The 20,644-nt window shown below is 61.3% G+C and carries 19 protein-coding genes; 2 read left to right on the forward strand and 17 right to left on the reverse strand.

All coding sequences use genetic code 11. From position 1 onward, the window contains the following. Positions 1–179: 179 nt before the first annotated feature. Entirely contained in the window at positions 180–836 is a 657-nt protein-coding gene (locus HP556_RS18875; protein ID WP_089267780.1) for a J domain-containing protein, read from the reverse strand. A 137-nt stretch (positions 837–973) separates the two neighbouring features. Here HP556_RS18875 and HP556_RS18880 point away from each other — a divergent pair, with 137 nt between their 5' ends. After that, entirely contained in the window at positions 974–1,246 is a 273-nt protein-coding gene (locus HP556_RS18880; protein ID WP_089267781.1) for a BolA family protein, read from the forward strand. 170 nt (positions 1,247–1,416) lie between these two features. Here the strand turns inward: HP556_RS18880 and HP556_RS18885 are convergent, their stop codons facing one another. The 9 genes from HP556_RS18885 to HP556_RS18925 all read right to left on the reverse strand — a co-directional run bounded on the left by HP556_RS18885 (position 1,417) and on the right by HP556_RS18925 (position 13,208). Continuing rightward, positions 1,417–1,644 carry a formate dehydrogenase subunit delta gene (locus tag HP556_RS18885; protein WP_068729526.1) on the reverse strand — a complete coding sequence of 76 codons (228 nt, stop codon included), beginning with the start codon at positions 1,642–1,644 and terminating at the stop codon, positions 1,417–1,419. Then, positions 1,616–2,473 (reverse strand): formate dehydrogenase accessory sulfurtransferase FdhD, encoded by an 858-nt coding sequence (fdhD, locus tag HP556_RS18890; RefSeq protein WP_175368108.1) that lies wholly within the window; start codon positions 2,471–2,473, stop codon positions 1,616–1,618. The genes HP556_RS18885 and fdhD overlap by 29 nt, the downstream gene beginning before the upstream one ends. A gap of 15 nt (positions 2,474–2,488) precedes the next feature. After that, the gene (gene fdhF / locus HP556_RS18895; RefSeq protein WP_175368109.1) at positions 2,489–5,398 is read right to left on the reverse strand and encodes a formate dehydrogenase subunit alpha; all 2,910 of its coding nucleotides are present in this window, start codon (positions 5,396–5,398) and stop codon (positions 2,489–2,491) included. 11 nt (positions 5,399–5,409) lie between these two features. Next, on the reverse strand, positions 5,410–6,981 hold the full coding sequence (locus HP556_RS18900) for a formate dehydrogenase beta subunit (protein WP_175368110.1): 1,572 nt from the start codon (positions 6,979–6,981) through the stop codon (positions 5,410–5,412). Further along, the gene (locus HP556_RS18905; protein ID WP_089267785.1) at positions 6,978–7,469 is read right to left on the reverse strand and encodes a formate dehydrogenase subunit gamma; all 492 of its coding nucleotides are present in this window, start codon (positions 7,467–7,469) and stop codon (positions 6,978–6,980) included. Before HP556_RS18905 ends, HP556_RS18900 begins: the two co-directional genes overlap by 4 nt. A 178-nt stretch (positions 7,470–7,647) precedes the next feature. Next, positions 7,648–8,547, reverse strand: coding sequence for a LysR family transcriptional regulator (locus HP556_RS18910; RefSeq protein ID WP_068729536.1), 900 nt, complete (start codon positions 8,545–8,547; stop codon positions 7,648–7,650). Positions 8,548–8,824: 277 nt separating this feature from the next. Then, positions 8,825–9,031 carry a hypothetical protein gene (locus HP556_RS18915; RefSeq protein ID WP_068729538.1) on the reverse strand — a complete coding sequence of 69 codons (207 nt, stop codon included), beginning with the start codon at positions 9,029–9,031 and terminating at the stop codon, positions 8,825–8,827. Between the two features lie 472 nt (positions 9,032–9,503). Then, the gene (locus HP556_RS18920) at positions 9,504–11,501 is read right to left on the reverse strand and encodes an O-linked N-acetylglucosamine transferase, SPINDLY family protein (protein WP_175368111.1); all 1,998 of its coding nucleotides are present in this window, start codon (positions 11,499–11,501) and stop codon (positions 9,504–9,506) included. 195 nt (positions 11,502–11,696) lie between these two features. Next, positions 11,697–13,208, reverse strand: coding sequence for a porin (locus tag HP556_RS18925; RefSeq protein ID WP_175368112.1), 1,512 nt, complete (start codon positions 13,206–13,208; stop codon positions 11,697–11,699). A 419-nt stretch (positions 13,209–13,627) separates the two neighbouring features. Between HP556_RS18925 and HP556_RS18930 the strand changes: the two genes are divergently transcribed. Further along, entirely contained in the window at positions 13,628–14,101 is a 474-nt protein-coding gene (locus HP556_RS18930) for a MarR family winged helix-turn-helix transcriptional regulator (protein ID WP_309942281.1), read from the forward strand. Positions 14,102–14,142: 41 nt separating this feature from the next. Here the strand turns inward: HP556_RS18930 and HP556_RS18935 are convergent, their stop codons facing one another. The 7 genes from HP556_RS18935 to HP556_RS18965 form a co-directional block, all read right to left on the reverse strand. Beyond that, entirely contained in the window at positions 14,143–15,285 is a 1,143-nt protein-coding gene (locus tag HP556_RS18935; RefSeq protein WP_309942280.1) for an alpha/beta hydrolase family protein, read from the reverse strand. Between the two features lie 229 nt (positions 15,286–15,514). After that, complete coding sequence (locus HP556_RS18940) at positions 15,515–15,877, reverse strand: Rieske (2Fe-2S) protein (protein ID WP_175368114.1); 363 nt, start codon at positions 15,875–15,877, stop codon at positions 15,515–15,517. Further along, positions 15,849–16,553 carry an ABC transporter ATP-binding protein gene (locus HP556_RS18945; RefSeq protein WP_175368115.1) on the reverse strand — a complete coding sequence of 235 codons (705 nt, stop codon included), beginning with the start codon at positions 16,551–16,553 and terminating at the stop codon, positions 15,849–15,851. The genes HP556_RS18940 and HP556_RS18945 overlap by 29 nt, the downstream gene beginning before the upstream one ends. Then, positions 16,546–17,346 carry an ABC transporter ATP-binding protein gene (locus HP556_RS18950; protein ID WP_175368116.1) on the reverse strand — a complete coding sequence of 267 codons (801 nt, stop codon included), beginning with the start codon at positions 17,344–17,346 and terminating at the stop codon, positions 16,546–16,548. The genes HP556_RS18945 and HP556_RS18950 overlap by 8 nt, the downstream gene beginning before the upstream one ends. Further along, positions 17,346–18,392, reverse strand: coding sequence for a branched-chain amino acid ABC transporter permease (locus HP556_RS18955; protein WP_175368117.1), 1,047 nt, complete (start codon positions 18,390–18,392; stop codon positions 17,346–17,348). Before HP556_RS18955 ends, HP556_RS18950 begins: the two co-directional genes overlap by 1 nt. Further along, entirely contained in the window at positions 18,389–19,261 is an 873-nt protein-coding gene (locus HP556_RS18960; protein ID WP_170849610.1) for a branched-chain amino acid ABC transporter permease, read from the reverse strand. The genes HP556_RS18955 and HP556_RS18960 overlap by 4 nt, the downstream gene beginning before the upstream one ends. 173 nt (positions 19,262–19,434) lie before the next feature. Further along, positions 19,435–20,589, reverse strand: coding sequence for an ABC transporter substrate-binding protein (locus HP556_RS18965; protein WP_175368118.1), 1,155 nt, complete (start codon positions 20,587–20,589; stop codon positions 19,435–19,437). Between the last annotated feature and the right edge of the window lie 55 nt (positions 20,590–20,644).

Consider the following 20,644-nt stretch of genomic DNA (forward strand, 5'->3'; position numbering starts at 1 on the left):
GGGTTATGCTTAATAGTTTGGCAGCGCTCTCGACCCTCATGGCCGGCTTGTCCCAGCCACCTACGTCTTTGTTCACTCGCCGCCAAAGACGTGGATGCCCCGGCACATCCAGCGAAGCTCGCTTCGCGCTGGCCGGGCACGACGAACATTGGCAAGGGCGTGGACAACCTCGGAGCGCCTCAGGAGCCCCGGACCACGGTCTTCAAGTAGTTGTAAGCCTTGATGATTTCGATCAACCGGTCCTCGGTGGAGCGGTCGCCGCCATTGGCGTCGGGGTGGTGCTGCTTCACCAGCGCTTTGTACTGCGCCTTGACGTCGTCCAGCGTCGCGCTGGGGCCGAGACCCATGACTTGCAGCGCCTTGCGCTCGGCATTGAAGATCTTGCGGGTTTCTTCCTTGATCGGCTGCTGCGGCTTGCGGGCCCGGCCGCGCCCCATACCCATGCCGTTCATCTCATTGAACATGGCAAACGGATCGATCGCGCCGTCGAGGTCGGGCTGCCCGGCCTTGGTTTTGTCCGCAGAGCCATTGGCGCCCATCTTCCAGGTCGGACGATGGCCGGTCAGCGCATCCTTCTGGTACTTGGCGACCGCGTCTGGGGCCATACCCTGGAAGAAGTTGTAGCCCTGATTGTATTCGCGGACATGGTTCAGGCAGAAGTGCCAGTATTCCTTGTCCTGCGCGCGGCCCTTGGGCGCGCGGTGCGGACCCTTGTTCTTGCACTCGGGCCACTCGCACATAATAGCTTCTTCGCGCGCAGCGGCCTGCTGCTTCGCGCTCAGCTTGTTCGGCTTGATACGGATGCTGTCGAAGAATTTGGATGAGTCGATGGGCATGGCTGACTATGACAACGCAATGCAAAAAGCTTCAAGTCTTGACATTCCGATTACCTCATTCGGCGCCCTGCGCCGCACCAATATGGTCGCCACATCGTGATTGACCATGAGTGGGGCGAACCGCTAAGCCGGCCATCATGACCATGAAAGATAACATCACAAAGAAGCTGACAGAGGCTTTCGCGCCCCTCAGCCTCGACGTTTCAGATGAATCGCATCTGCATGCCGGTCACATGGGCCACCGCCCGGAGGGTGAAACCCACTTCAGGGTCAATATTGTGTCGGAGGCCTTCGAAGGGAAGAGCCGGATCGACCGCCATCGCATGATCAACGAACTGCTGGCGGCGGAACTCGCGGGAACGGTACATGCGCTGGCGCTGAAACCGCAGACGCCGAAGGAAGCGGGCTAGGTTTCGTCGCGGCACCCTACACCGTCATTCCGGGGCGCGAGCGCCACTCGGCGATCGCGAACCCGGAATCTCAGCATGGGAGTCTCCAACAGCGCCAAGCCATGTCCAGCTTCCGGGTTCGCGCGCACGAAGACGCGCCCCCGCCCCGGAATGACGAGTGTGGGCTGGTCCTACTTCTTCAGCGACGCGATCGCCTCGAGGACGTTCGGCTTCAGCCCGGCGCCGCCCGCATCCAGATGTTCGAAGATCTTCTTCCGCATGCGCGGATCCCAGAACTTCTTGATGTGCTCGGCAATGCCGGCCACGGCGTGATCGTGGCCCTGGCTGTTGAAGAAGTCGCCGATCTGGTTGGCCATATAGATCAGCCGGTCAGGCGACGTCGATGTGTGGGTGTCCATGCTCTTGCCCTGATGCATCCGCGGTGGCGCCGTGCTGACGCACGCGGTGCTGATGTGTGAAAACTTCGAACCCGTCGCTGCGCGCGATCGCGGCCAACGTAATGCCTGCAGCCTCCGCCATGCGAATGGCAAGCGCGGTGGGTGCCGAAACCGACACCATGAGCGGCGCGCCGATGGCGGCGGTCTTCTGCACCATCTCGACAGAGACGCGGCTGGTCAGCAGCACCATGCCCCGCCCTGCATCGACCTTGGCCTGCGCCAGCGCGCCGGCCAGCTTGTCGAGCGCATTATGACGGCCGACATCCTCACGCAACGCGACGATGTCGTCGGCCGGCGTCCAGAACGCCGCGGCGTGCACGGCGCGGGTCTGGATGTTGACCTTCTGCAGCGGCGACAGCGTCTCCATCGCCGCCATGATCTGCTCGAAGGAGAACGCGCCGCCGGGCGCGACGATGGCCGCCGGCTTAACGGCTTCAGAAATCGAGTCGATGCCGCACAGACCGCAGCCCGTCGGCCCGGCGATCTGCCGGCGCCGTGCGCTGATGCTCTCGGCCTTCTCGCCTGCGAGCCACATGCGCAGCTCAACGCCATCGTCGAATTCAACGGCCTCGAAACTCTCGATCTCGTTGATCGAGGTGACCACGCCTTCGCTCAGGCTGAAGCCATAGGCGAAGTCGCGATAGTCCTGCGGCGTCCCCATCATGACGGCATAGGTGCCGCCATTATAGGTGATCGCCAGCGCGGTCTCTTCCGGCACCGCGCGCAACCCCTCGCTGACGCCGGACTGGTGCCAGATCTTGCGGGGGACTGAGCGAACCGGCTCGTGCATGTCTGGTCTCCAGACCTACTCCGCGGCTTCCACGACGGGCATGGCGATCCGGCGCGACTGGCGGGCCTGCTCGTCATATTCCTTCTGCCACTCGGACGGACCGTTCGAGGGCGAGATCTGCACCGCGGTCACCTTGTATTCCGGGCAGTTGGTGGCCCAGTCCGAGAACTCGGTGGTGATGACGTTGGCCTGCGTGGTCGGGTGATGGAAGGTCGTATAGACCACGCCCGGCGCCATACGCTCGGTTAGCAGCGCACGCAACGTCGTCTCGCCGGCGCGGCTCTGCAGCTTCACCCAGTCGCCGTCGCGGATGCCACGCAGTTCGGCGTCATGCGGATGCAGCTCCAGACGATCCTCTTCATGCCAGACCACATTCTCGGTGCGCCGTGTCTGCGCGCCGACATTGTACTGGCTGAGAATACGGCCGGTGGTGAGCAGCAGCGGGAAGCGCGGCCCGGTACGCTCGTCGGTGGCAATGTATTCGGTGAGCATAAACTTGCCCTTGCCGCGCACGAAGCCGTCCATATGCATAATCGGCGTGCCCAGAGGCTGCTTCTCGTTACACGGCCACTGCACCGAACCAACCTCCTCCAGCTTCGCATAGGAGACGCCGGCGAAAGTCGGCGTCAGCGCCGCGATTTCGTCCATGATCTCCGAGGGGTGGTTATATTTCATCTCATAGCCGAGTGCCTTGGCGAATCCCAAGGTCACTTCCCAATCCTCAAGACCATTCTTCGGCGACATCACCTTGCGGACGCGCTGAATGCGACGTTCGGCATTGGTGAAAGTGCCGTTCTTCTCCAGGAAGGTGGAGCCCGGGAAGAACACGTGGGCGTAGTTGGCGGTCTCGTTCAGGAACAGGTCGTGGACGATGACGCATTCCATCGCCGACAGCGCCGCGACCACATGCTTGGTGTTGGGGTCGGACTGCAGGATGTCTTCGCCCTGGACGTAGAGGCCCATGAAAGTGCCTTCGGTGGCGGCATCGAACATGTTGGGAATGCGCAGGCCCGGCTCACTGTTGAGCTTGACGTTCCACATTGCTTCGAACTGCTCGCGCACCGCATCGCCCGAGATGTGGCGATAGCCTGGCAGTTCGTGCGGGAACGAGCCCATGTCGCAGGAGCCCTGCACGTTGTTCTGGCCACGCAGCGGATTCACGCCGACGCCGGGACGGCCGATATTGCCGGTCGCCATCGCGAGGTTCGCGATCGCGATCACGGTGGTCGAACCCTGGCTGTGCTCGGTGACGCCAAGACCGTAATAGATCGCACCGTTGCCACCGGTGGCGAACAAACGGGCCGCGGCGCGCAGCTCTTTCGGATCTACGCCGGTCATGATGGCGGTGGCTTCGGGGCTGTGGTTCGGCTGCGCGACGAAGGCCGCCCAGTCCTCGAACTCGCTCCAGTCACAGCGCTCGCGGATGAAGGTCTCGTCGGCGAGGCCTTCGGTGACGATGACATGGGCCAGCGCGGTGAGCACGGCGACATTAGTGCCGGGCATCAGGGGCAGATGGTGCTGCGCCTCGATATGGGCCGAGCGCACGATATCGGTTTGGCGCGGATCGACCACGATCAGCTTGGCGCCGGCGCGCAAACGCTTCTTCAGGCGCGATGCAAACACCGGATGGCCATCGGTCGGGTTGGCGCCGATGATCATCACGACATCGGTATCTTCCACCGAGTCGAAATCCTGCGTGCCGGCCGAGGTACCAAAGGTCGAGGACAGGCCGTAGCCCGTCGGCGAATGGCAGACACGCGCGCAGGTATCGACGTTGTTGTTGCCGAAGCCGGCGCGGATCAGCTTCTGCACCACGAATACTTCTTCATTGGTGCAGCGCGACGAGGTGATGCCGCCGATGGAGTCTTTGCCGTGTTTGGCCTGGATGCCCTTGAACTTCTTGGCCGCGAAATTGAAGGCCTCATCCCATGACACTTCCTGCCATGGATCGGTGATTTTCTCGCGAATCATCGGATTGAGGATGCGCTCCTTGTGGTTCGCATAGCCCCAGGCGAAACGGCCCTTGACGCAGGAATGGCCGCGATTGGCCTTGCCGTCCTTGTACGGCACCATGCGCACCAGCTCCTCGCCGCGCATTTCCGCCTTGAAGGTACAGCCGACGCCGCAATAGGCGCAGGTAGTCACAGCCGAGTGCTCGGGCTGGCCGATCTCGATCACGGCCTTCTCGGTCAGCGTCGCGGTCGGGCAGGCCTGCACGCAGGCGCCGCAGGACACGCATTCCGAACCCAGGAAGCTCTCGCTCATGCCCGGCGAGACCCGGCTCTCGAAACCGCGGCCGGAGATCGTCAGCGCGAAAGTGCCCTGAACTTCTTCACAGGCGCGAACGCAGCGCGAGCAGACGATGCACTTGGAGGGATCGTATGTGAAGTACGGATTCGACTCGTCCTTCGCCATCCAGTGATCGTTTTCGCAGGCTTCCGGCGAATTGTGATTGTGCTTCGGGCCAGACTTGGCGAACACATGGTTCTCGCCGTCATAACCGTAACGCACGTCGCGCAGGCCGACGGCGCCGGCCATATCCTGCAATTCGCAATCGCCATTGGCGGCGCAGGTGAGACAGTCGAGCGGATGGTCGGAGATATAGAGCTCCATCACGCCCTTGCGCAGCGCCGCGAGCCGCGCATTCTGAGTATGAACCACGAGGCCTTCCATGGCCGGCGTGGTGCAGGAGGCAGGCGTGCCCGCGCGGCCTTCGATCTCGACGAGACAGAGACGACAGGAGCCGAAGGCATCCACCATGTCGGTGGCGCAGAGTTTCGGAATCTGCGTACCCATCTCCATGGCGGCGCGCATGATGGAGGTGCCCTCGGGCACCGAGACGCTCTGCCCGTCGATGGTCAGCGTGACCATCTTTTCGGACTTCGAACGCGGCGTACCAAAATCGATTTCGTGAACGAGCGACATGTGTTGCTCCTTTACTCTGCGGCCTGAAGGCGCGATGGCGCCGGACCGAAATCTCCAGGGAAATGTTTCAGCGCACTCATCACCGGATACGGCGTGAAGCCGCCCAGCGCACAGAGCGAACCGAACTTCATGGTGTTGCTGAGGTCCTGCAGCACGGCGATGTTCTCGGCGACGCGTTCACCACGGCGGATTTTGTCGATGGTCTCGACGCCGCGGGTGGAGCCGATGCGGCACGGCGTGCACTTGCCGCAGGATTCGATGGCGCAGAATTCCATCGCGAAACGCGCCTGCTTAGACATATCGACGGTGTCGTCGAACACCACGATGCCGCCATGGCCGATCAGGCCGTCGCGCTTGGCGAAAGCCTCGTAGTCGAACGGCGTGTCGAACAATTCGCGCGGGAAGTAGGCACCGAGCGGGCCGCCGACCTGCACTGCGCGAACCGGCTTGCCGGTAAACGTGCCGCCGCCGATATCGTCGATCAACTCACCCAGCGTGATGCCGAAAGCGACTTCGAAGAGGCCGCCGAACTTGACGTTACCCGCGAGCTGGATCGGCATCGTGCCGCGCGAGCGGCCCATGCCGTAATCCGCATAGGCCTTTGCGCCGTTGTCGAGAATGAACGGTATCGCCGCAAACGAGAGCACGTTGTTGATGACCGTCGGCTTACCGAACAGGCCTTTATGGGCCGGCAGCGGCGGCTTGGCGCGGACGATGCCACGGCGACCTTCGAGACTCTCCAGCAGCGAAGTCTCCTCGCCGCAGACATAAGCGCCGGCGCCGACGCGGACTTCGAGATCGAATGTATGCGCCGAGCCGCGAATCTTGTCGCCGAGATAACCGGCGCGCTTGGCGGCAGCGATACCCTCATTCATCGCCTCGACGGCATGCGGATATTCCGAACGGATATAGATGTAGCCCTTGGTGGCGCCCACCGCGATGCCGGCAATGGTCATGCCTTCGATCACCACGAAGGGATCGCCTTCCATGATCATGCGGTCGGCGAAGGTGCCGCTGTCGCCCTCGTCCGCATTGCAGACGATGAATTTACGATCGGCTTTGGTATCGGCAACGGTCTTCCACTTGATACCGGTCGGGAAGCCAGCGCCACCGCGGCCACGCAGGCCGGATGTGGTGACGTCGGCAATGATGCCGGCGCTATCCAGCGTCAGCGCGCGCGCGAGGCCCCTGTAGCCATCATGCGCGATGTAATCCTCGACCGACCGGGGATCGACGACGCCGCAGCGCACAAAGGTCAGACGCGTCTGCTTCTTGAGCCACGGAATCTCCTCCGCGACACCAAGACGCAGCGCGTGAGAGCCGTTTGCGACCATCGCATCGAGCACCGACGCAACGTCTTTCTCTTCGACCGGCCCGAAGGCGACACGGCCTTCCGGCGTCGCGACTTCGATCATCGGCTCCAGCCACAGCAATCCGCGCGAACCGGGGCGAATGATCTCGATTGCAAGCTTGCGCTTTTGAGCCTCCGCTTCGAAGGCACTGACGAGTTCATCGGCGCCGACTGAAACGGCGGCCGCATCGCGCGGAATGTAGATCTTGAGAGCCTTGTCAGACGATGTCATCGCTGTGCCTCCGCGACCAGCGCATCGATGCGCTTCTCATCGAGGCGGCCAACCAGACGGCCATCGAGCATCGCCGATGGCGCCGTGGCGCAGAGCCCGAGGCAATAGATCGGCTCCAACGTAACACGCTGATCCGCCGTCGTGTTTCCAAACTTTACACCCAATTTCGCTTCCGCGCGCGCCGCAAGTGCATCGCCGCCAGCCGCTTGGCAAGCCTCCGCGCGGCAGATCTTCAGCACATGCTTGCCGGCCGGCTCGTGGCGGAAGTCATGGTAGAAAGTGAACACGCCATGGACCTCGGCGCGCGACAGGTTACGCGCCAGCGCGATCATCGGGATTGCCGCCTCTGGCACATAACCAAAGGCTTCCTGCATCGCATGCAGAATCACGATCACGCCACCTTCCACATGGGACAGGCTCTCGATGATCTCGGTGCCTCGGTCGGCACTCCAAGGCTCATAAGCATTCGGCTCGTAGGCTGCGTTCATCCCGGTACTCAATTGATCTTATGACTGGAGAACCAATCAAAATTGGAATCGATCCAAAGATCAATAAAGCTGTCTCATGCTGCGATACGGAAACGGTATCGACACCCGGCGAAATCGATGAATTTGAAATGGTTAGCTTGGTTGCAGCGCAGCAATTGCAGCACCCGAAAAGAAGGTCTTACGCCTCCAGCGACGGCGCAACCTCCCGGGCGATCTGCACCAGAGTCGCCACCAGCGGGGTCATGGGATCGCGCTGGGGCACCACAAGGCCGACGCCATAATTCACCACAGGATCGACGATCGGGATCATACGGACCGAGTCATTGGCGGTCAGACCCAGCGTCTCCGCCAACTTGGCCGGCATCACGCTGGCCCAGCGGCCGGTCTTCACATGGGTATAGAGCACGATAATCGAGTTCGACGTCAGCATCGGCATCGCCTCGGCGCCGACCGACTTCAGGGCACGATCAATGATGCGCCGGTTCTGCATGTCGGGGGTCAGCAGGCATAGCGGCACCTGGCCGACTTCGGACCAGGTGACACTCTTGCGATCGCCGAACATGCTGTCCGGCGAGGTCAGCAGCCGGTAGCTTTCTTTATAAAGCGGGATCGAACGCACTTTGCCGAGCGGTTCGTTCTCGATGTAGGTCAGGCCCGCATCGACTTCGAGATTTTCAAGCAGACCGAGCACGGCCGTGGAGGTGCAGGACACGATGCGAAACCGCACATCGGGATGCCGCGCACGAAACGGCGTCGTCAGTGAGGCGACCATGCCGAGCACCGTAGGAATTGCGGCAATGCGGATCTCGCCGGACAGACTGTCCTTGAGGCCGTTGATTTCCTGCTTCATCGCGCGAGCATCACCGACGATGCGGCGTGCCCAGTCGAGTGCGCGTTCGCCTTCCGGCGTAAACCCCTGGAAGCGCGAGCCGCGCTGCACCAGCATCACGCCGAGCATGTCCTCGAGCTGCTTGAGGCTGGTGGACATGGTGGGCTGCGTCACGCCGCAAGCTTCCGCGGCGCGGCCGAAATGCCGTTCCTTCGCCAGCGACAACAGCAGTTCAAGTTTTTCGATCAAGGGGCGCCCCGCTCCGACCACATCATTTTTGCCGAGGTGCGGCGCGACGATCGCGTGTGTGGCCTTCGGTACCCGCCCTCGGGGCAAAGCATATGGTGCGAAGCCGCTTTGCCGCAACCATCGCAGTAGGACGAGTAGAGATCAGCCCCGGCCAAGCTTCCCGCTTCAAGATAGAATCTGGTTGGGGTCTTTGGGGCGGTCTGCTTCGTCGCGGGGTCCAAGGCCCCGGCGACGACAGCAAACGGCAAGTACGATCAGCAAGAAGGCTGATCCGAGATCAACCCAGGCGGCTGATCTGCTCTTCGGTCACGACACGCTCGATGTTCTCGGACTTGCTCTTGATCCGGTAACGCGGGCGACCATCGGCTTCGATCGGAAGGCGAGAGGTGATGGTGTAGATGCTGCGTTCCTTGATGGTGGAACGGCCCTGCGGCCCCTGCAGCTGGTGGTGAACGTCCTCATTAATTGCGTAGTTATGCGCCATTATTCATACTCTCCACGATGAGCGGCTTTTAGCCACAACTTGCTCAAAAAGCAAGAAATCTCTAGCAATTTCGGTCAGATAGCTCGTCAGTCCTGATATGCAACGATGGGCAACAGGTCATAATTTGGACGCCTCTGCGACAGATTCCATCTCATGCTGCCGATCTGGTCGGCAGCAATTCTGTCGTTTTCAGAGGGGGTTGGACTGATTCAAGGGCGTGCCGCCATGACACAGTTCCCGCGCCCTTTCCGCGTTAGCAATAATCATGGAATACCAGCCGGGCCACTCGAAATTGGCCCAAAAAAGCCGAAAAACCACCGGCAGGGCATTGCCGGTGGTTTCGGAGATTTACAGCAGAGTGCGCGAGTCTCCTTGAAGACCTAGGGCCGTCAAAAAATTTGCCGGCTGCGCACGAAAATATTACATGAGCCAGAATGTTGAGCGCAATACCTGATTTGCTCAATCAAATATATTATTGGCCGCTATCGTGAACGGGGACTGTTATATGGCCCGGCGCGAGGCCTGCCCGGGCACGTTCGGACATCCTGTGAAATGCGGTTTCGATATCACGCGCCAGACGCCGGGTGTCGAAGGCCGGCATGTTCAGACGATTGGCCGATAACTTCTGCCGGATCGACGACAACCGCTCGGGATTTTCCGCCAGTTCGATCGCCATGCACTCATAGTCGTCTCGCTTCGCCGTAATCAGCTCCGGCACACCCAGATTCTGCAGAAGACTCGCGGCGACGCGCCCTGCAAAGGTTTCTCCATGACACGTCAGCAACGGCAATCCAGCCCATAATGCGTCGCTCGCTGTGGTATGCGCGTTGTACGGCAACGTATCGAGAAACAGATCCGCACAACGATGTCGCGCCAGGTGCTCGGCCGGCGACATGCGCGCGGCAAAGACCAGACGCGCGGGGTCGATGCCCCGCAATTCCGCTTCGCGGCGCAGATTCGCCACAGCCGCAGCGCTGTCCTCCAGCAGCCAGAGAACGCTACCGTCAACGGCTGAGAGAATCCGCGTCCAGCTATCGAAGACATCGGGCGTGATCTTGTAGGCATTGTTGAAGCAACAGAACACGAAGCCCTGCGCGGGCAAGCCGATCTCGGCACGTGTGAATGCACGCGTCGATATCTCCCGGCGATCGTCATTGGCCTGATAGCAATTCGGCAGCCAAGCCACCTTCTCGCTATAGAATTGCCGGTGCTCGGGCGGCAGAACGTGCTGATCGGCGAGGATGTAATCCATGAAACCCGCGCCGAGCGTACCGGGAAAGCCGAGATAATTGACCTGCACCGACGCGGCCCTGCGCGCGAATACGCCGGTGCGCTGCTCGCCGAAATAGCCATTGAGATTGACGAGGATGTCGATGCGCTGCGCACGAATGGCGTCCACCGCCTGCGGATCGTTCAGTGTGGAGATATCGACGATCCCATCCACGGCGCCAGCGATGCGTCGCCTGATGTCGCTGCCGTCGTCATACCCGTTGTCGATGGCGAAAATCTCGAACGCGCATTTGTCGTGCTGCTCCAGCACGCCGACCAGCAGCAGCGAGGTCGCCTGCTGTCGAAATTCACCGGACAGATATCCGATGCGGATTTTTGCATTCGGCCCGGTCGGGGACGCGCGCAGCAACGGGGCTTGCAGAGGAAAACGCGAGGCGTTGGTCAGTTCGGCGCAGCGCTGCAGGCTGCGTTCCGAGGTCGCCACGCCCTGCCAACCGAACGGCTCGGCGGCCAGTTTGCCGGCTATGAGATCAGCCTCGATCTCGGCAATCAGCGCATTCGCGTCATGCCAGTCGCAGACCAGCATCTTCTGATGCAGCAGGTTGCCTTTCAGCAGCGGCATGTCCGGATTGAACTGGCGTGCGCGGCCATAGGCCTCCACCGCTTCTGCCGGCATCCGCATCTGGCCAAAGATGTAGCCGCGACCAAACCAAGCTTCTGCCAGATCGGGCTGCAAGGCGAGCGCCGACTCGCAAGCCGCGAGGGCCTCGTCATAGCGCTTCAACTCCGCCAGCGACTTGCTCTTGTTGAAGAAGGCCGCGGCGTAGCGCGGATTGAGCGCCAGCGCGCGATCGAAATCCGCCAGCGCGGCGGGGTAGTCGCGCAGATCGTTCAGAACCGTGCCACGATTATTCAGCGTTTCGGCATTGCCGGGATTGATCGCGAGCGATTCGGTGAAACGCTGCAATGCCTCGTCCGGCCGATTCAGCGCCTTCAGCACCAGTCCGTAATTGTAGAAGGTGGCATCCGACGTCGCATCGATGCGCAGGGCCGCCTTCAGATGCGGCTCGGCCTCCGCATGGCGCTTCAGCGCCACCAGCACGATGGCGAGAATATTCAGCGCCGGGAAATGCTTCGGATCCTTGCGCAAGAACTTGCTGAACCCGCGCTCGGCCTCCTGGAGGCGGCCCTGCTGGAAGGCGGCGAATGCGCTTTGAAACAGTTCAGCTGGAGACGCCATGATCCTGCGGACTTCGGGCTTTACGGCTTGCGCGGCCGGAGGCCACGCCGCCCGGTATAGACGCCCGTCTCCGCGGCGTCGAGAACGCCTAGTCGAGCGGACGAAGTCGGACGCGGCTCTATAAAGCAAAAACCCCCGGCAGTTTCCTGCCGGGGGTCTTTGTTTCAAAGACTAGTCGTCGTGAGACGATCAGAATTAGAAGGAGCGCAGGATCTGCACAGCGCCGTTGTAAACGTTCTGGTTGCCGAGCGCGTAGTCTTGAGCAGGCTTGCCGGTCACAGCAGCGCCGGTAAGGGTGCCACCGAGGTTCTGCTCGAGACGGCTATAGGTGAACTGAGCCGACAGCGTCAGATTCTGGACCGGGGTCCAGGCAGTACGGGTGCCGATCTGGGCTAGGCCGAGATCGAAGTTGCCGGATGAACCAACGAGGGTACCGTTGTTCGAGCCGCCCACCCTGCCCGGAGCGAAAGCAGCGGCGAGGAGCGCGTTGCCACCAGCGCCATACGAAATATGGCTGTAGTTACCGAACAGCGATGTACGCCAGGCCGGGGTCCAGTAGTGCTCATAGAACGCGCTGACTTCCCAGGCGTCGCTCTGAATGATCTGGCCACCGTTGGTGTAGACGCCGTCAAGCACGTAGCCGAAGCCCATGGTGTTACCGGTGATCTTGGCATAACGACCGCCGCCGTTGGTGTCGGTCGTGCCACCGAAGACATACTTGGCAGCGCCCTTGCCGTAGCTGGCTTCGAGCTTCAAGCTGTCGCCTGCGCCGGTGGGCAGGTTCTTGAACTCGACAGCGCCGGTCACCGCGAAGCCGTACTTGTCGTCGGGGTGGCCGAGCGACTCGTTACCAGCAGCACCAAGAGCAGTAGAGTAGAAGGTCGGGGTAATGGTGTGCATCGCGGCACCGAAGTGCAGCGTGCCCCAAGCCTGATCGAGGCGGATGTTGCCGACGATATCAGGAATGTGGTTACCACCGTACGAGTTGCCGGTGAAGGTATTCGACGCGACACCGTAGGCGCCGGCGGTGTTGGCGCCGAACGGACCAACGAACGGTGTGATGTTGTTGATGACACCAGCGTTGCGGTAGGGCGAAGCGTTCTCGATCGAGATCGTGCCCGACACACCGTTACCGAACGAAGCGGTGTAAGCGAGCTGCGGGATACCGGTCGCGTTGTTCGAACCGGCGTTGAAGCCCGACGAAATGTACGGCTTGGCGAGCGCCCACTGGGGATCGAACTGCGAGACGGCCTTACCGAAGGTGAAGCCGGCGAACTGGATGAATGCGTAGTCGACTTCGGTGTAACCACCAGCGATCGATTCACGATCCTGGAGGAAGTCGAACTGGATGTTCGCGTAGGTACGAACCACACCGTATTCGGTCGCGGTACGGGTGTCCGTCGTCAAGTTGACGCGTTCACGGGTCGAGTAATAGTTCTTCGCGAACGTACCAGCGCCGCCAGCGCCGCCCTGCCAGAACGGCACGTCGTAGGTGCCACCGTTGAAGGCAACGTCCAAACGGATCGCGCCGCCGATCTTGATGCAGGTATCGGTGCCCGGGATGTAGTAGAAGCCTGCGCCGTAGAGCGAGCAGATCTTCACGTATTCCACTGCCTTGGCCTTCACCGGAAGATCGGCTGCCTGAGCTCCGCCGATGGCGATCAGACCCGCCGCCGAGCCGAGGATAAGGCTCTTAATCATCGTCATGTTAAACCTCCAAGTTGTCCAAAAGGGAAGGTTCCGGATCTGCCAGGCGCGTGCGCCCGAAGATTTAGTCCCCCAAGTCCCCAAACTAACCGCTAGAGCACTTCGCGCTTTCGGAAACACCCGCATAACGCGAGGCACTCAAGCGAACTACTTCAACGGGACGATCGAGGGTTTCCCCATCGCCGGAACTGAGAATGCCTGCGCAATTCTTAGAAGCAAAATACTTTATGAACTCAGGTAACTTTATCGCGATGCAGTGTGGTTTCCCGGCAACACACGAAATCGTGGTTTGCGCGTCACAATTCACTGATACAATTATAGAATTCTGAGAAGTGTGGGACGATGGAATGGCCGGCGGGGCAGTGGTGACTATGCGTGGGGGATCTGCGGGCTGGAACGAAAATGAGCTTTCGATTTGGGTGACCGGCCAGAATCAGGAGATCATCCGACAGTTCATCTGGGACATCGCCTCGATCAACGTCCATCTTGAGGGAATCCGACAGTTCTGGGCCAAGGAGCTCGGCATCAGCGGACCGCAATGGATGATCCTGATGGCCGTCAGCGACCTCGATCGCGGCAACGGCGTGCCGGTCAAGGATGTGTCCGCCATGCTCCACGTCGACCCCTCCTTCGTCACCACCCAATCCAAGATGCTCGAGAAGAATGGCTTCATGCGGCGCGTCGCGTCCCGCGAGGATGCCCGCGTTGTACTGATGTCGCTGTCCGACAAGGCCAGCAAGAAGATCTCCGCGCTATCAACCCGCAGGGAGTCGCTCGGGGATTTCATTCTCAGCGATTTCGACGAGCAGGCCTTGAAGGAGATCGGACAGCACATGTCCCGGCTCAAGAGTCGCCTCGAAAAAGCGACACTGATGCTGGAAGTCGAGAGCTGAACGTCGCCGGGTGAGCGGCGGTCAATCGACCGAGCCGCGCCCTACTTCGTCCCTGCGCGCAGGCGATCGACAATCCAGTCGAAGATGAACTCGTTGCCCACGGTCGGAATATCGATCTGGGCGGGCGGGGCCACCGTTTCCGACGCGCGAAAGATCTTCAGTTCGATGTCGAGGCCGTTTTGTTTCATGACGCGGCAACATTCCGTGACGTGATCGACATCGAGCCAGTCGCGCTCGCCCATCGCAACCAGGACCGGGCATTTGATATTGGCGGCGACACTGCTGCTGTTGAAGCCCTCGATTTCACTCGGACAGCCCAGACCAGCCCGGCCTGAAATGCGGCTGGCAATAAACGCGCGCTCGTGAAGCTCCCAGATTCCGGCATCGCAAACAGCTGCTGCAAAGCGGTCGTCGAGATTGGCGCCGCGCGTCGCAAAGGCAGCTCCCAGGCCGTCTCCGAAGATCGCAATTCGCTCCTGATCGATATCGCTGCGGTCGGCCAGGAAATCGACCCAGCCGCTGATCGCCGTTTCGACCTCATACCGACAAGGCGACCCGATCATCTCCTGGCTATAGGATTGACCGGGCAAATCGACGAGCAACAGCGAGAGACCGCGGTCCAGCGCGTAGCTGGGCACCCTGTGCAGATGCTCTTCCTTGTAGTGGCCCTGCCCGACGACGCAGAGAACGACCGGCAGCGGCCGCGTCGCGCGCGGCGCAGGAACGAAGTATCCCTGCAACACACCGTCCCGCCACGGGATCTCGACGACCTCGCCGGCAGGCGTTGCATGCTGCACGTAAAGTCGGGCGCAATCCTGCATCAGTGCGATGGCGGCGCCTTGCCGCGGATCGCTGCAAGCGAGCATGACCTGAGCAGTGCGATAGTAGTTGGCTGCGCGCAGCCAGTTGCTCAGCGCCGTCGGGATTCGGCCGCTGGCCAGCGCCTCCGCGGCGCGCTCACGGTTGATATCAGCCGCGCTATGCCATTCGCGATACCAGCTCTCGTCATCGCGCGGATTGATGCGCTCCGCCGCCAGGAAACATTCCGAAACGGTACTTCCGCCTTCCTGCGCCGCGCGCAGCACGCGCAGGAACTGCAGCGAAAAGTCTTCATGGCCGGGCCATTGCTGCCAGCCGCGCCCCTGCGACGATGGGATGGCCCTGCCGAAATCGATAATGGTCACATCCCTGGCCCTTGACGGAGATCGCTTGGAAGATCGACGAGAAGCATGGGTCTTGCCGCCCATTTGTGTACTGCCAGACACACTCAGGAGTCTGACTTTTCAGCAGTATTATCCGCGCTTTACGAGGGGGCAAGCATGATTATTATACCGCAACTGCACCAATTGAATGCTGCAGCGCCAACGAATTCTGCATCCAGACCCGATGCCGCGTAACTTTCGCGAAGGCTCGTTACTTCGGAACGACGGCCTGTGCATCGACCCAGATTTGTGCACCCCTTTCGCGCACCGGATAGCGTCGCAAACCCCTGCTGGGCCAGCCCGGCGACATGCTGCCGTCTGCCAGATCGAACCAGGCCAGATGACGCGGACAGTGCAGCCGGCGATCGGCGACGCGGCCAAGGCTGAGATCGGCCTGCTCATGCGGACAGGCGCGCTCGCAGGCATAGATCGTCTCGCCATCCTGCACGATGAGAACACCGAGGCCAGCCACGTTGACGCAGACGATTGTCTGTTCGGTCAGGCGCTCACGCGAACAGACCGCGACCCATCGGGCGGGATTGTCGTCATCCGCCAAGATAGGCCCGTCGGACATGCTCGTTCTCGATCAGCTCCGCTCCCGCACCCGACAGCACGACACGGCCGGACTCCAGCAGATAGGCATGATCGCACATCTCGAGCGCGGCGAAGGCATTCTGCTCAACGAGCAAAACAGTCGTGCCGGCGTCACGGATCGCGCGAATGATCGCAAAGGTACGCTCGACAATGTTGGGCGCGAGACCAAGCGATGGTTCATCGAACATCACCAGGCGCGGGCGCGACATCAATGCACGGCCGATGGCCAGCATCTGCTGCTCGCCGCCGGACAGCGTACCTGCAGCCTGCTTGCGTCGCTCGGCGAGGCGCGGGAACTCGCCATAAATGCGGTCGCGGTCCACTGCGACTTCGGACATGTCGGAGCGCAGATAGGCGCCCATGTCGAGATTTTCGGCCACCGTCATATGCGGAAAAACGCGACGTCCTTCCGGACAATGTGCGATGCCCTTTGAGAGCACCCGCTGCGCGCCAATGCCGGTGATGTCTTCGCCGTCGAAATGCAGACTGCCGGAGCGCGATGGCACGAGGCCCGAGATCGCCCGCAACGTCGTGCTTTTGCCGGCGCCATTGGCGCCAATCAGCGCCACGAGCTGACCGGCCTTGACCGAAAGCGAAATGCCCTTGAGGGCTGAGATCTGGCCATAGGCGCAGACCATGTCACGGATCTCAAGCATGGACTGCGACCTCCTTGACCACATCCTTCGCGCTCTGACCGAGATAGGCTTCGATCACTGCGGGATTCTTGCGGATTTCGTCGGGCGGTCCTTCGGCGATGATGCGGCCGTAATTCAGCACCACGATCCGATCCGATACGCTCATCACCATCGGCATGTCGTGCTCGACCAAGAGGATCGTGACGCCGCGATCCCGGATATTGCGGATCAGCTGTACGAAAGTATGCGTCTCCGACGCGTTCATGCCGGACACAGGCTCGTCCAGCAGCAGCATCTTCGGCTGCGCGGCGAGCGCCAGCGCGACACCAACGAGACGCTGCTCGCCGTAGGACAGCGAGCCCGCAAGATCGTTGGCACGGGCTTCGAGGCCGATCCAGCGCACCAGTTCGGCCGCCCGCGCGCGCTGCGCCTTCTCGGATGCGCGCGCGCGCGGCAGGCCGAGAATGGCTTCGGCGAGACCAACTTTACCCTGACGATGTAGACCCATCAGCACATTGTCGTAGACGGTGTCGTTCGGAAATACGCTGGTGCGCTGAAAGGTGCGGATCAGGCCGAGATCCGCGATTTCATGCGGCTTCTTGCCCTTGAGGTCCGCGCCGCAATAGTTCACCGCGCCCTTGGTCGGCGTGAGGAAGCCGGTCATGACGTTGAAGGCCGTGGTCTTGCCGGCGCCGTTCGGCCCGATCAGGCTGACGATCTCGCCTTTGTCGACATGGAAATTCATGTCTGAGATCGCGACGAGGCCACCGAAATGAACCGCGACGTGTTCAATGCTGAGGACTGTCTCGGCCATCACGCGTGCTCCTCGGCGGTGCGTTCGGAGACGGCGACGGACGCCCGTCTGGTTCCGCCGGCCCGGGCTAAACCGAGTTTCGCTGCAAGCGACGGCACGATGCCGCGCGGCATGACGAACAGGATGACGATCAGCACCACGCCATAGGTGATCCACTGTGCCTCCGGCGGCATGATCGGCCGCAGGAACACAGGCAGCAGGCCAAAGATGACGCCGCCGACCACAGGCCCGGCCAGCGATCCCTTACCGCCCGACACCACCATGATCACCATGGTCACCGTCGAGATGAAAGCGAAGACGTCGGGATCGATGATGCGGATGTAATGCGCGTAAAGGCTTCCCGCCGCGCCGGCGATACCGGCAGAGATCACGGCGGCCAGTGTCAGCGTCTTGGTGACGTCGATGCCGACGGCGACAGCCAGCGTCTCGTTCTCCATCAGCCCGCGCATGGCGCGGCCGTAATGCGAATGAACGAGGCGCGAGATCAGGAAATACGAAATCGCAGCGACTGCGAGCACAAGATAGTAATTGTGAAACTTGGTCTTCAGCACGAGATAGCCAAGCCCTGGCAGCCCGATGGTGATCGACGGAATATTGGTCAACGCCAGCGGACCTTGCGTCAGCTCGACCCAGTTCAGCGCCACCAGCCGCACAACTTCGGCGAACGAAATCGTTACGATGACGAAGTAAGCGCCGCGCACGCTGAAGGACAGGCGTCCAACCAGATAGCCGCAGAATCCAGAGATGACGATTGCCAGAAAGAAGCCTGCAATCGGCGGCCACGGCACGTGAACGATATGGAAATCACCATAGATCGGCACATCGAAGCCCAGCGAGGTCAGCGCGCTGACATAGGCGCCGATACCGAAGAAGGCGATATGGCCGAGACTGAGCTGCCCGGTGAAGCCGAGCAGCAAATTGAGGCTCATGGCGCCGATGATGAAGATGCCGGTCGTGATCAGCGCATTGAGCAGATACGGATCCGTCAGCCAAATCGGCACGGACGCGAAGAAGGCAAGACAGAGGAGCGTAACTATCTGCTTCATCCGACGCGCTCCGCCCGTGCAAACAATCCTGTCGGCTTGAAGATCAGCACCATGATGATGATCAGGAAACCCATGGCGTCGCGATAACCCGACGAGACATAGCCGGCGCCAAGCTCTTCAGCCAAAGCGAGAATGAAGCCGCCGATCACGGCGCCGGTGATATTGCCGAGGCCGCCAAGAATGACGATGGCGAAGGCCTTCACCGCGGCGAGATCGCCCATCTGCGGGAACACGACATAGACCGGACCGAGCAAGGCACCGGCGGCGGCGGCAAGGCTCGATCCGATGGCAAAGGTCGAGGTGTAGATCAGGCTGACATTGACACCCATCAGTGCGGCGGTATCGGAATCCTGGAAGGTCGCGCGCATCGCCTTGCCGAGTTTCGTGAGGTTAATCAGCGAGTAGGCCAGCACGATCAGCAGCGCGGCGGCGAACAGCACGAACAGGCGAAGCCAGGACACGGACACAGGTCCGATCACCAACGGCGCGTCAGGAAACGGATTGTCGATCGACTTGGCAACGCCGCCCCAGATCCACAGCGCGCCGGACTGCATCGCGATCCAGGCGCCGATCATCACCAACATGGTGGTGTCGATGTCCGCGCCGCGCAGCGGCCGCAGCAGCGTGATCTCGATGACAGCGCCCAGCAGCCAGCCGGCGACGATCGCCACCGGCAGCGCGACGAAGAAATTCAGGCCTAGCTGATGCACGACAATGAACATCATATAGGCGCCGAACGTATACAGGATGCCGTGGGTGAAGTTCACGACGTTCATGATGCCGAAGATCAGCGTCAGCCCGATGCCGAGCAGCGCATAGGTGCCGCCGAGCACGAGCATATTGACGAGGTGTTGCAGGAGCTGGTCCACGATCTATCCTTCTTGGTCATTCCGGGATTCGTGCGGGCGGCGCTTGCCGACCGTGACGAAGACCCGGAATCCCGCAGTGTTCATCCATGTCGAGGTTCCCCGCCACTCCGGTTGGAGTGGCTGAGGTTCGCCCGCAGCTTGCGCTGCGGACGCCCCGGAACGACGAGTTTCGATCAGAGATCCTTCATCACGATCTTGCCGCCCGAAATCTCGACCAGATAGACGTTCGGGAAGCTCTGGCCGCTCTCCTGACCTGCAGGGCCCGACTTCTTGAAGATGATGTCGCCGTTGAGACCTTTGACGTCGATCTTCCAGAGTGCGTCCTTGATCGCTGCCGGCTCGGCCTTGCCGGCCTTCTCGATGGCTGCCGCGATGGTGCGGATGCCGTCATAGCCACGGAAGCTCTCGGTGCAGCCGGCGAAATCGAAGCCGCGCTTCTTCCACTCATTAATGAAGTAGGTCGTGGCTTCCGGGTTAGGCGTCTTTTCGGGCATCCACGGCAGGAACGTCGTCAGATGCATGGTGTCGTTCGCGGCGGCACCGGCCTGCGCGATGATCTGGTCGGGGTTCTGCGAACCACCCGTGGTGATGATGCGCTTCTTCAGGCCGAGTGCTGCGGCCTGCTTGAAGATCAGCGTGAGCTGGTCGACCGCGGCGGTGATGATCACGGTCTCGGAGTCCGTTGCCTTGATCTTGGCGAGCTGCGCGCTCATGTCCTGCGCTGACTGATCCATGGTCTCGATCAGACCGATGGTGATGCCCTTCTCCTTCATCATCTTGCTAAAGTCCTCGGCGGTGCCGCGGCCCCAGTCATTGTTGATGACGAGGAAGTCGACTTTCTTCAGTGCCAGCTTGTCGACGATGTTCTTGAACGCAGCGGCCTCGACAAAGGACGGCGGCGAGATACGGAATACGTAAGGATTGCCCGAGGTGGTGATCTTGCTCGCCGACGAGGTCTCGACCACCATCGCGGTTTCGTACTCGACCAGCTTCGGCATCACGGCAAGCGTGAGGCTGGAGCCCCAGGCGCCGAGCATCACAGGCGTCTTGTCGCGGGTGATCAGCTTTTCGGCGACGGCAGCGGCTTCGGTCGGATTGCTCTTGTTGTCCTCGATGACAAGTTCGATCTTCTTGCCGAGCAGGCCACCCTTGGCGTTGATTTCGTCGGCGGCGATCTTGGCGCCGTTGACGACATAGGTACCCGACGCGGCGAAGGCGCCGGTCAAGGGCTCGTTGACGCCGATCTTGATGGTTTGCGCAGTGGCGGCGCTGCTCAGGAAAGCAATGGCCAGGGCGGTCGCCGAGGCGGCTTTGATGGTCCGTATCATGTGGTCCTCCAGTGTTACGCTGATGAAACTTGCGCAGTCCAAACCCCGCCGCTCG

Source organism: Tardiphaga robiniae, assembly GCF_013359755.1.
Lineage (GTDB): Bacteria > Pseudomonadota > Alphaproteobacteria > Rhizobiales > Xanthobacteraceae > Tardiphaga > Tardiphaga robiniae.

Excerpts from the sequence above, each read along its gene's own strand:
- HP556_RS18875 (WP_089267780.1), bottom strand. The coding sequence starts at position 836 with ATGCCCATCGACTCATCCAAATTCTTCGACAGCATCCGTATCAAGCCG.
- HP556_RS18880 (WP_089267781.1), top strand. The coding sequence starts at position 974 with ATGACCATGAAAGATAACATCACAAAGAAGCTGACAGAGGCTTTCGCG.
- HP556_RS18885 (WP_068729526.1), bottom strand. The coding sequence starts at position 1,644 with ATGGACACCCACACATCGACGTCGCCTGACCGGCTGATCTATATGGCC.
- fdhD (WP_175368108.1), bottom strand. The coding sequence starts at position 2,473 with ATGCACGAGCCGGTTCGCTCAGTCCCCCGCAAGATCTGGCACCAGTCC.
- fdhF (WP_175368109.1), bottom strand. The coding sequence starts at position 5,398 with ATGTCGCTCGTTCACGAAATCGATTTTGGTACGCCGCGTTCGAAGTCC.
- HP556_RS18900 (WP_175368110.1), bottom strand. The coding sequence starts at position 6,981 with ATGACATCGTCTGACAAGGCTCTCAAGATCTACATTCCGCGCGATGCG.
- HP556_RS18905 (WP_089267785.1), bottom strand. The coding sequence starts at position 7,469 with ATGAACGCAGCCTACGAGCCGAATGCTTATGAGCCTTGGAGTGCCGAC.
- HP556_RS18915 (WP_068729538.1), bottom strand. The coding sequence starts at position 9,031 with ATGGCGCATAACTACGCAATTAATGAGGACGTTCACCACCAGCTGCAG.
- HP556_RS18920 (WP_175368111.1), bottom strand. The coding sequence starts at position 11,501 with ATGGCGTCTCCAGCTGAACTGTTTCAAAGCGCATTCGCCGCCTTCCAG.
- HP556_RS18925 (WP_175368112.1), bottom strand. The coding sequence starts at position 13,208 with ATGACGATGATTAAGAGCCTTATCCTCGGCTCGGCGGCGGGTCTGATC.
- HP556_RS18940 (WP_175368114.1), bottom strand. The coding sequence starts at position 15,877 with ATGTCCGACGGGCCTATCTTGGCGGATGACGACAATCCCGCCCGATGG.
- HP556_RS18945 (WP_175368115.1), bottom strand. The coding sequence starts at position 16,553 with ATGCTTGAGATCCGTGACATGGTCTGCGCCTATGGCCAGATCTCAGCC.
- HP556_RS18950 (WP_175368116.1), bottom strand. The coding sequence starts at position 17,346 with ATGGCCGAGACAGTCCTCAGCATTGAACACGTCGCGGTTCATTTCGGT.
- HP556_RS18955 (WP_175368117.1), bottom strand. The coding sequence starts at position 18,392 with ATGAAGCAGATAGTTACGCTCCTCTGTCTTGCCTTCTTCGCGTCCGTG.
- HP556_RS18965 (WP_175368118.1), bottom strand. The coding sequence starts at position 20,589 with ATGATACGGACCATCAAAGCCGCCTCGGCGACCGCCCTGGCCATTGCT.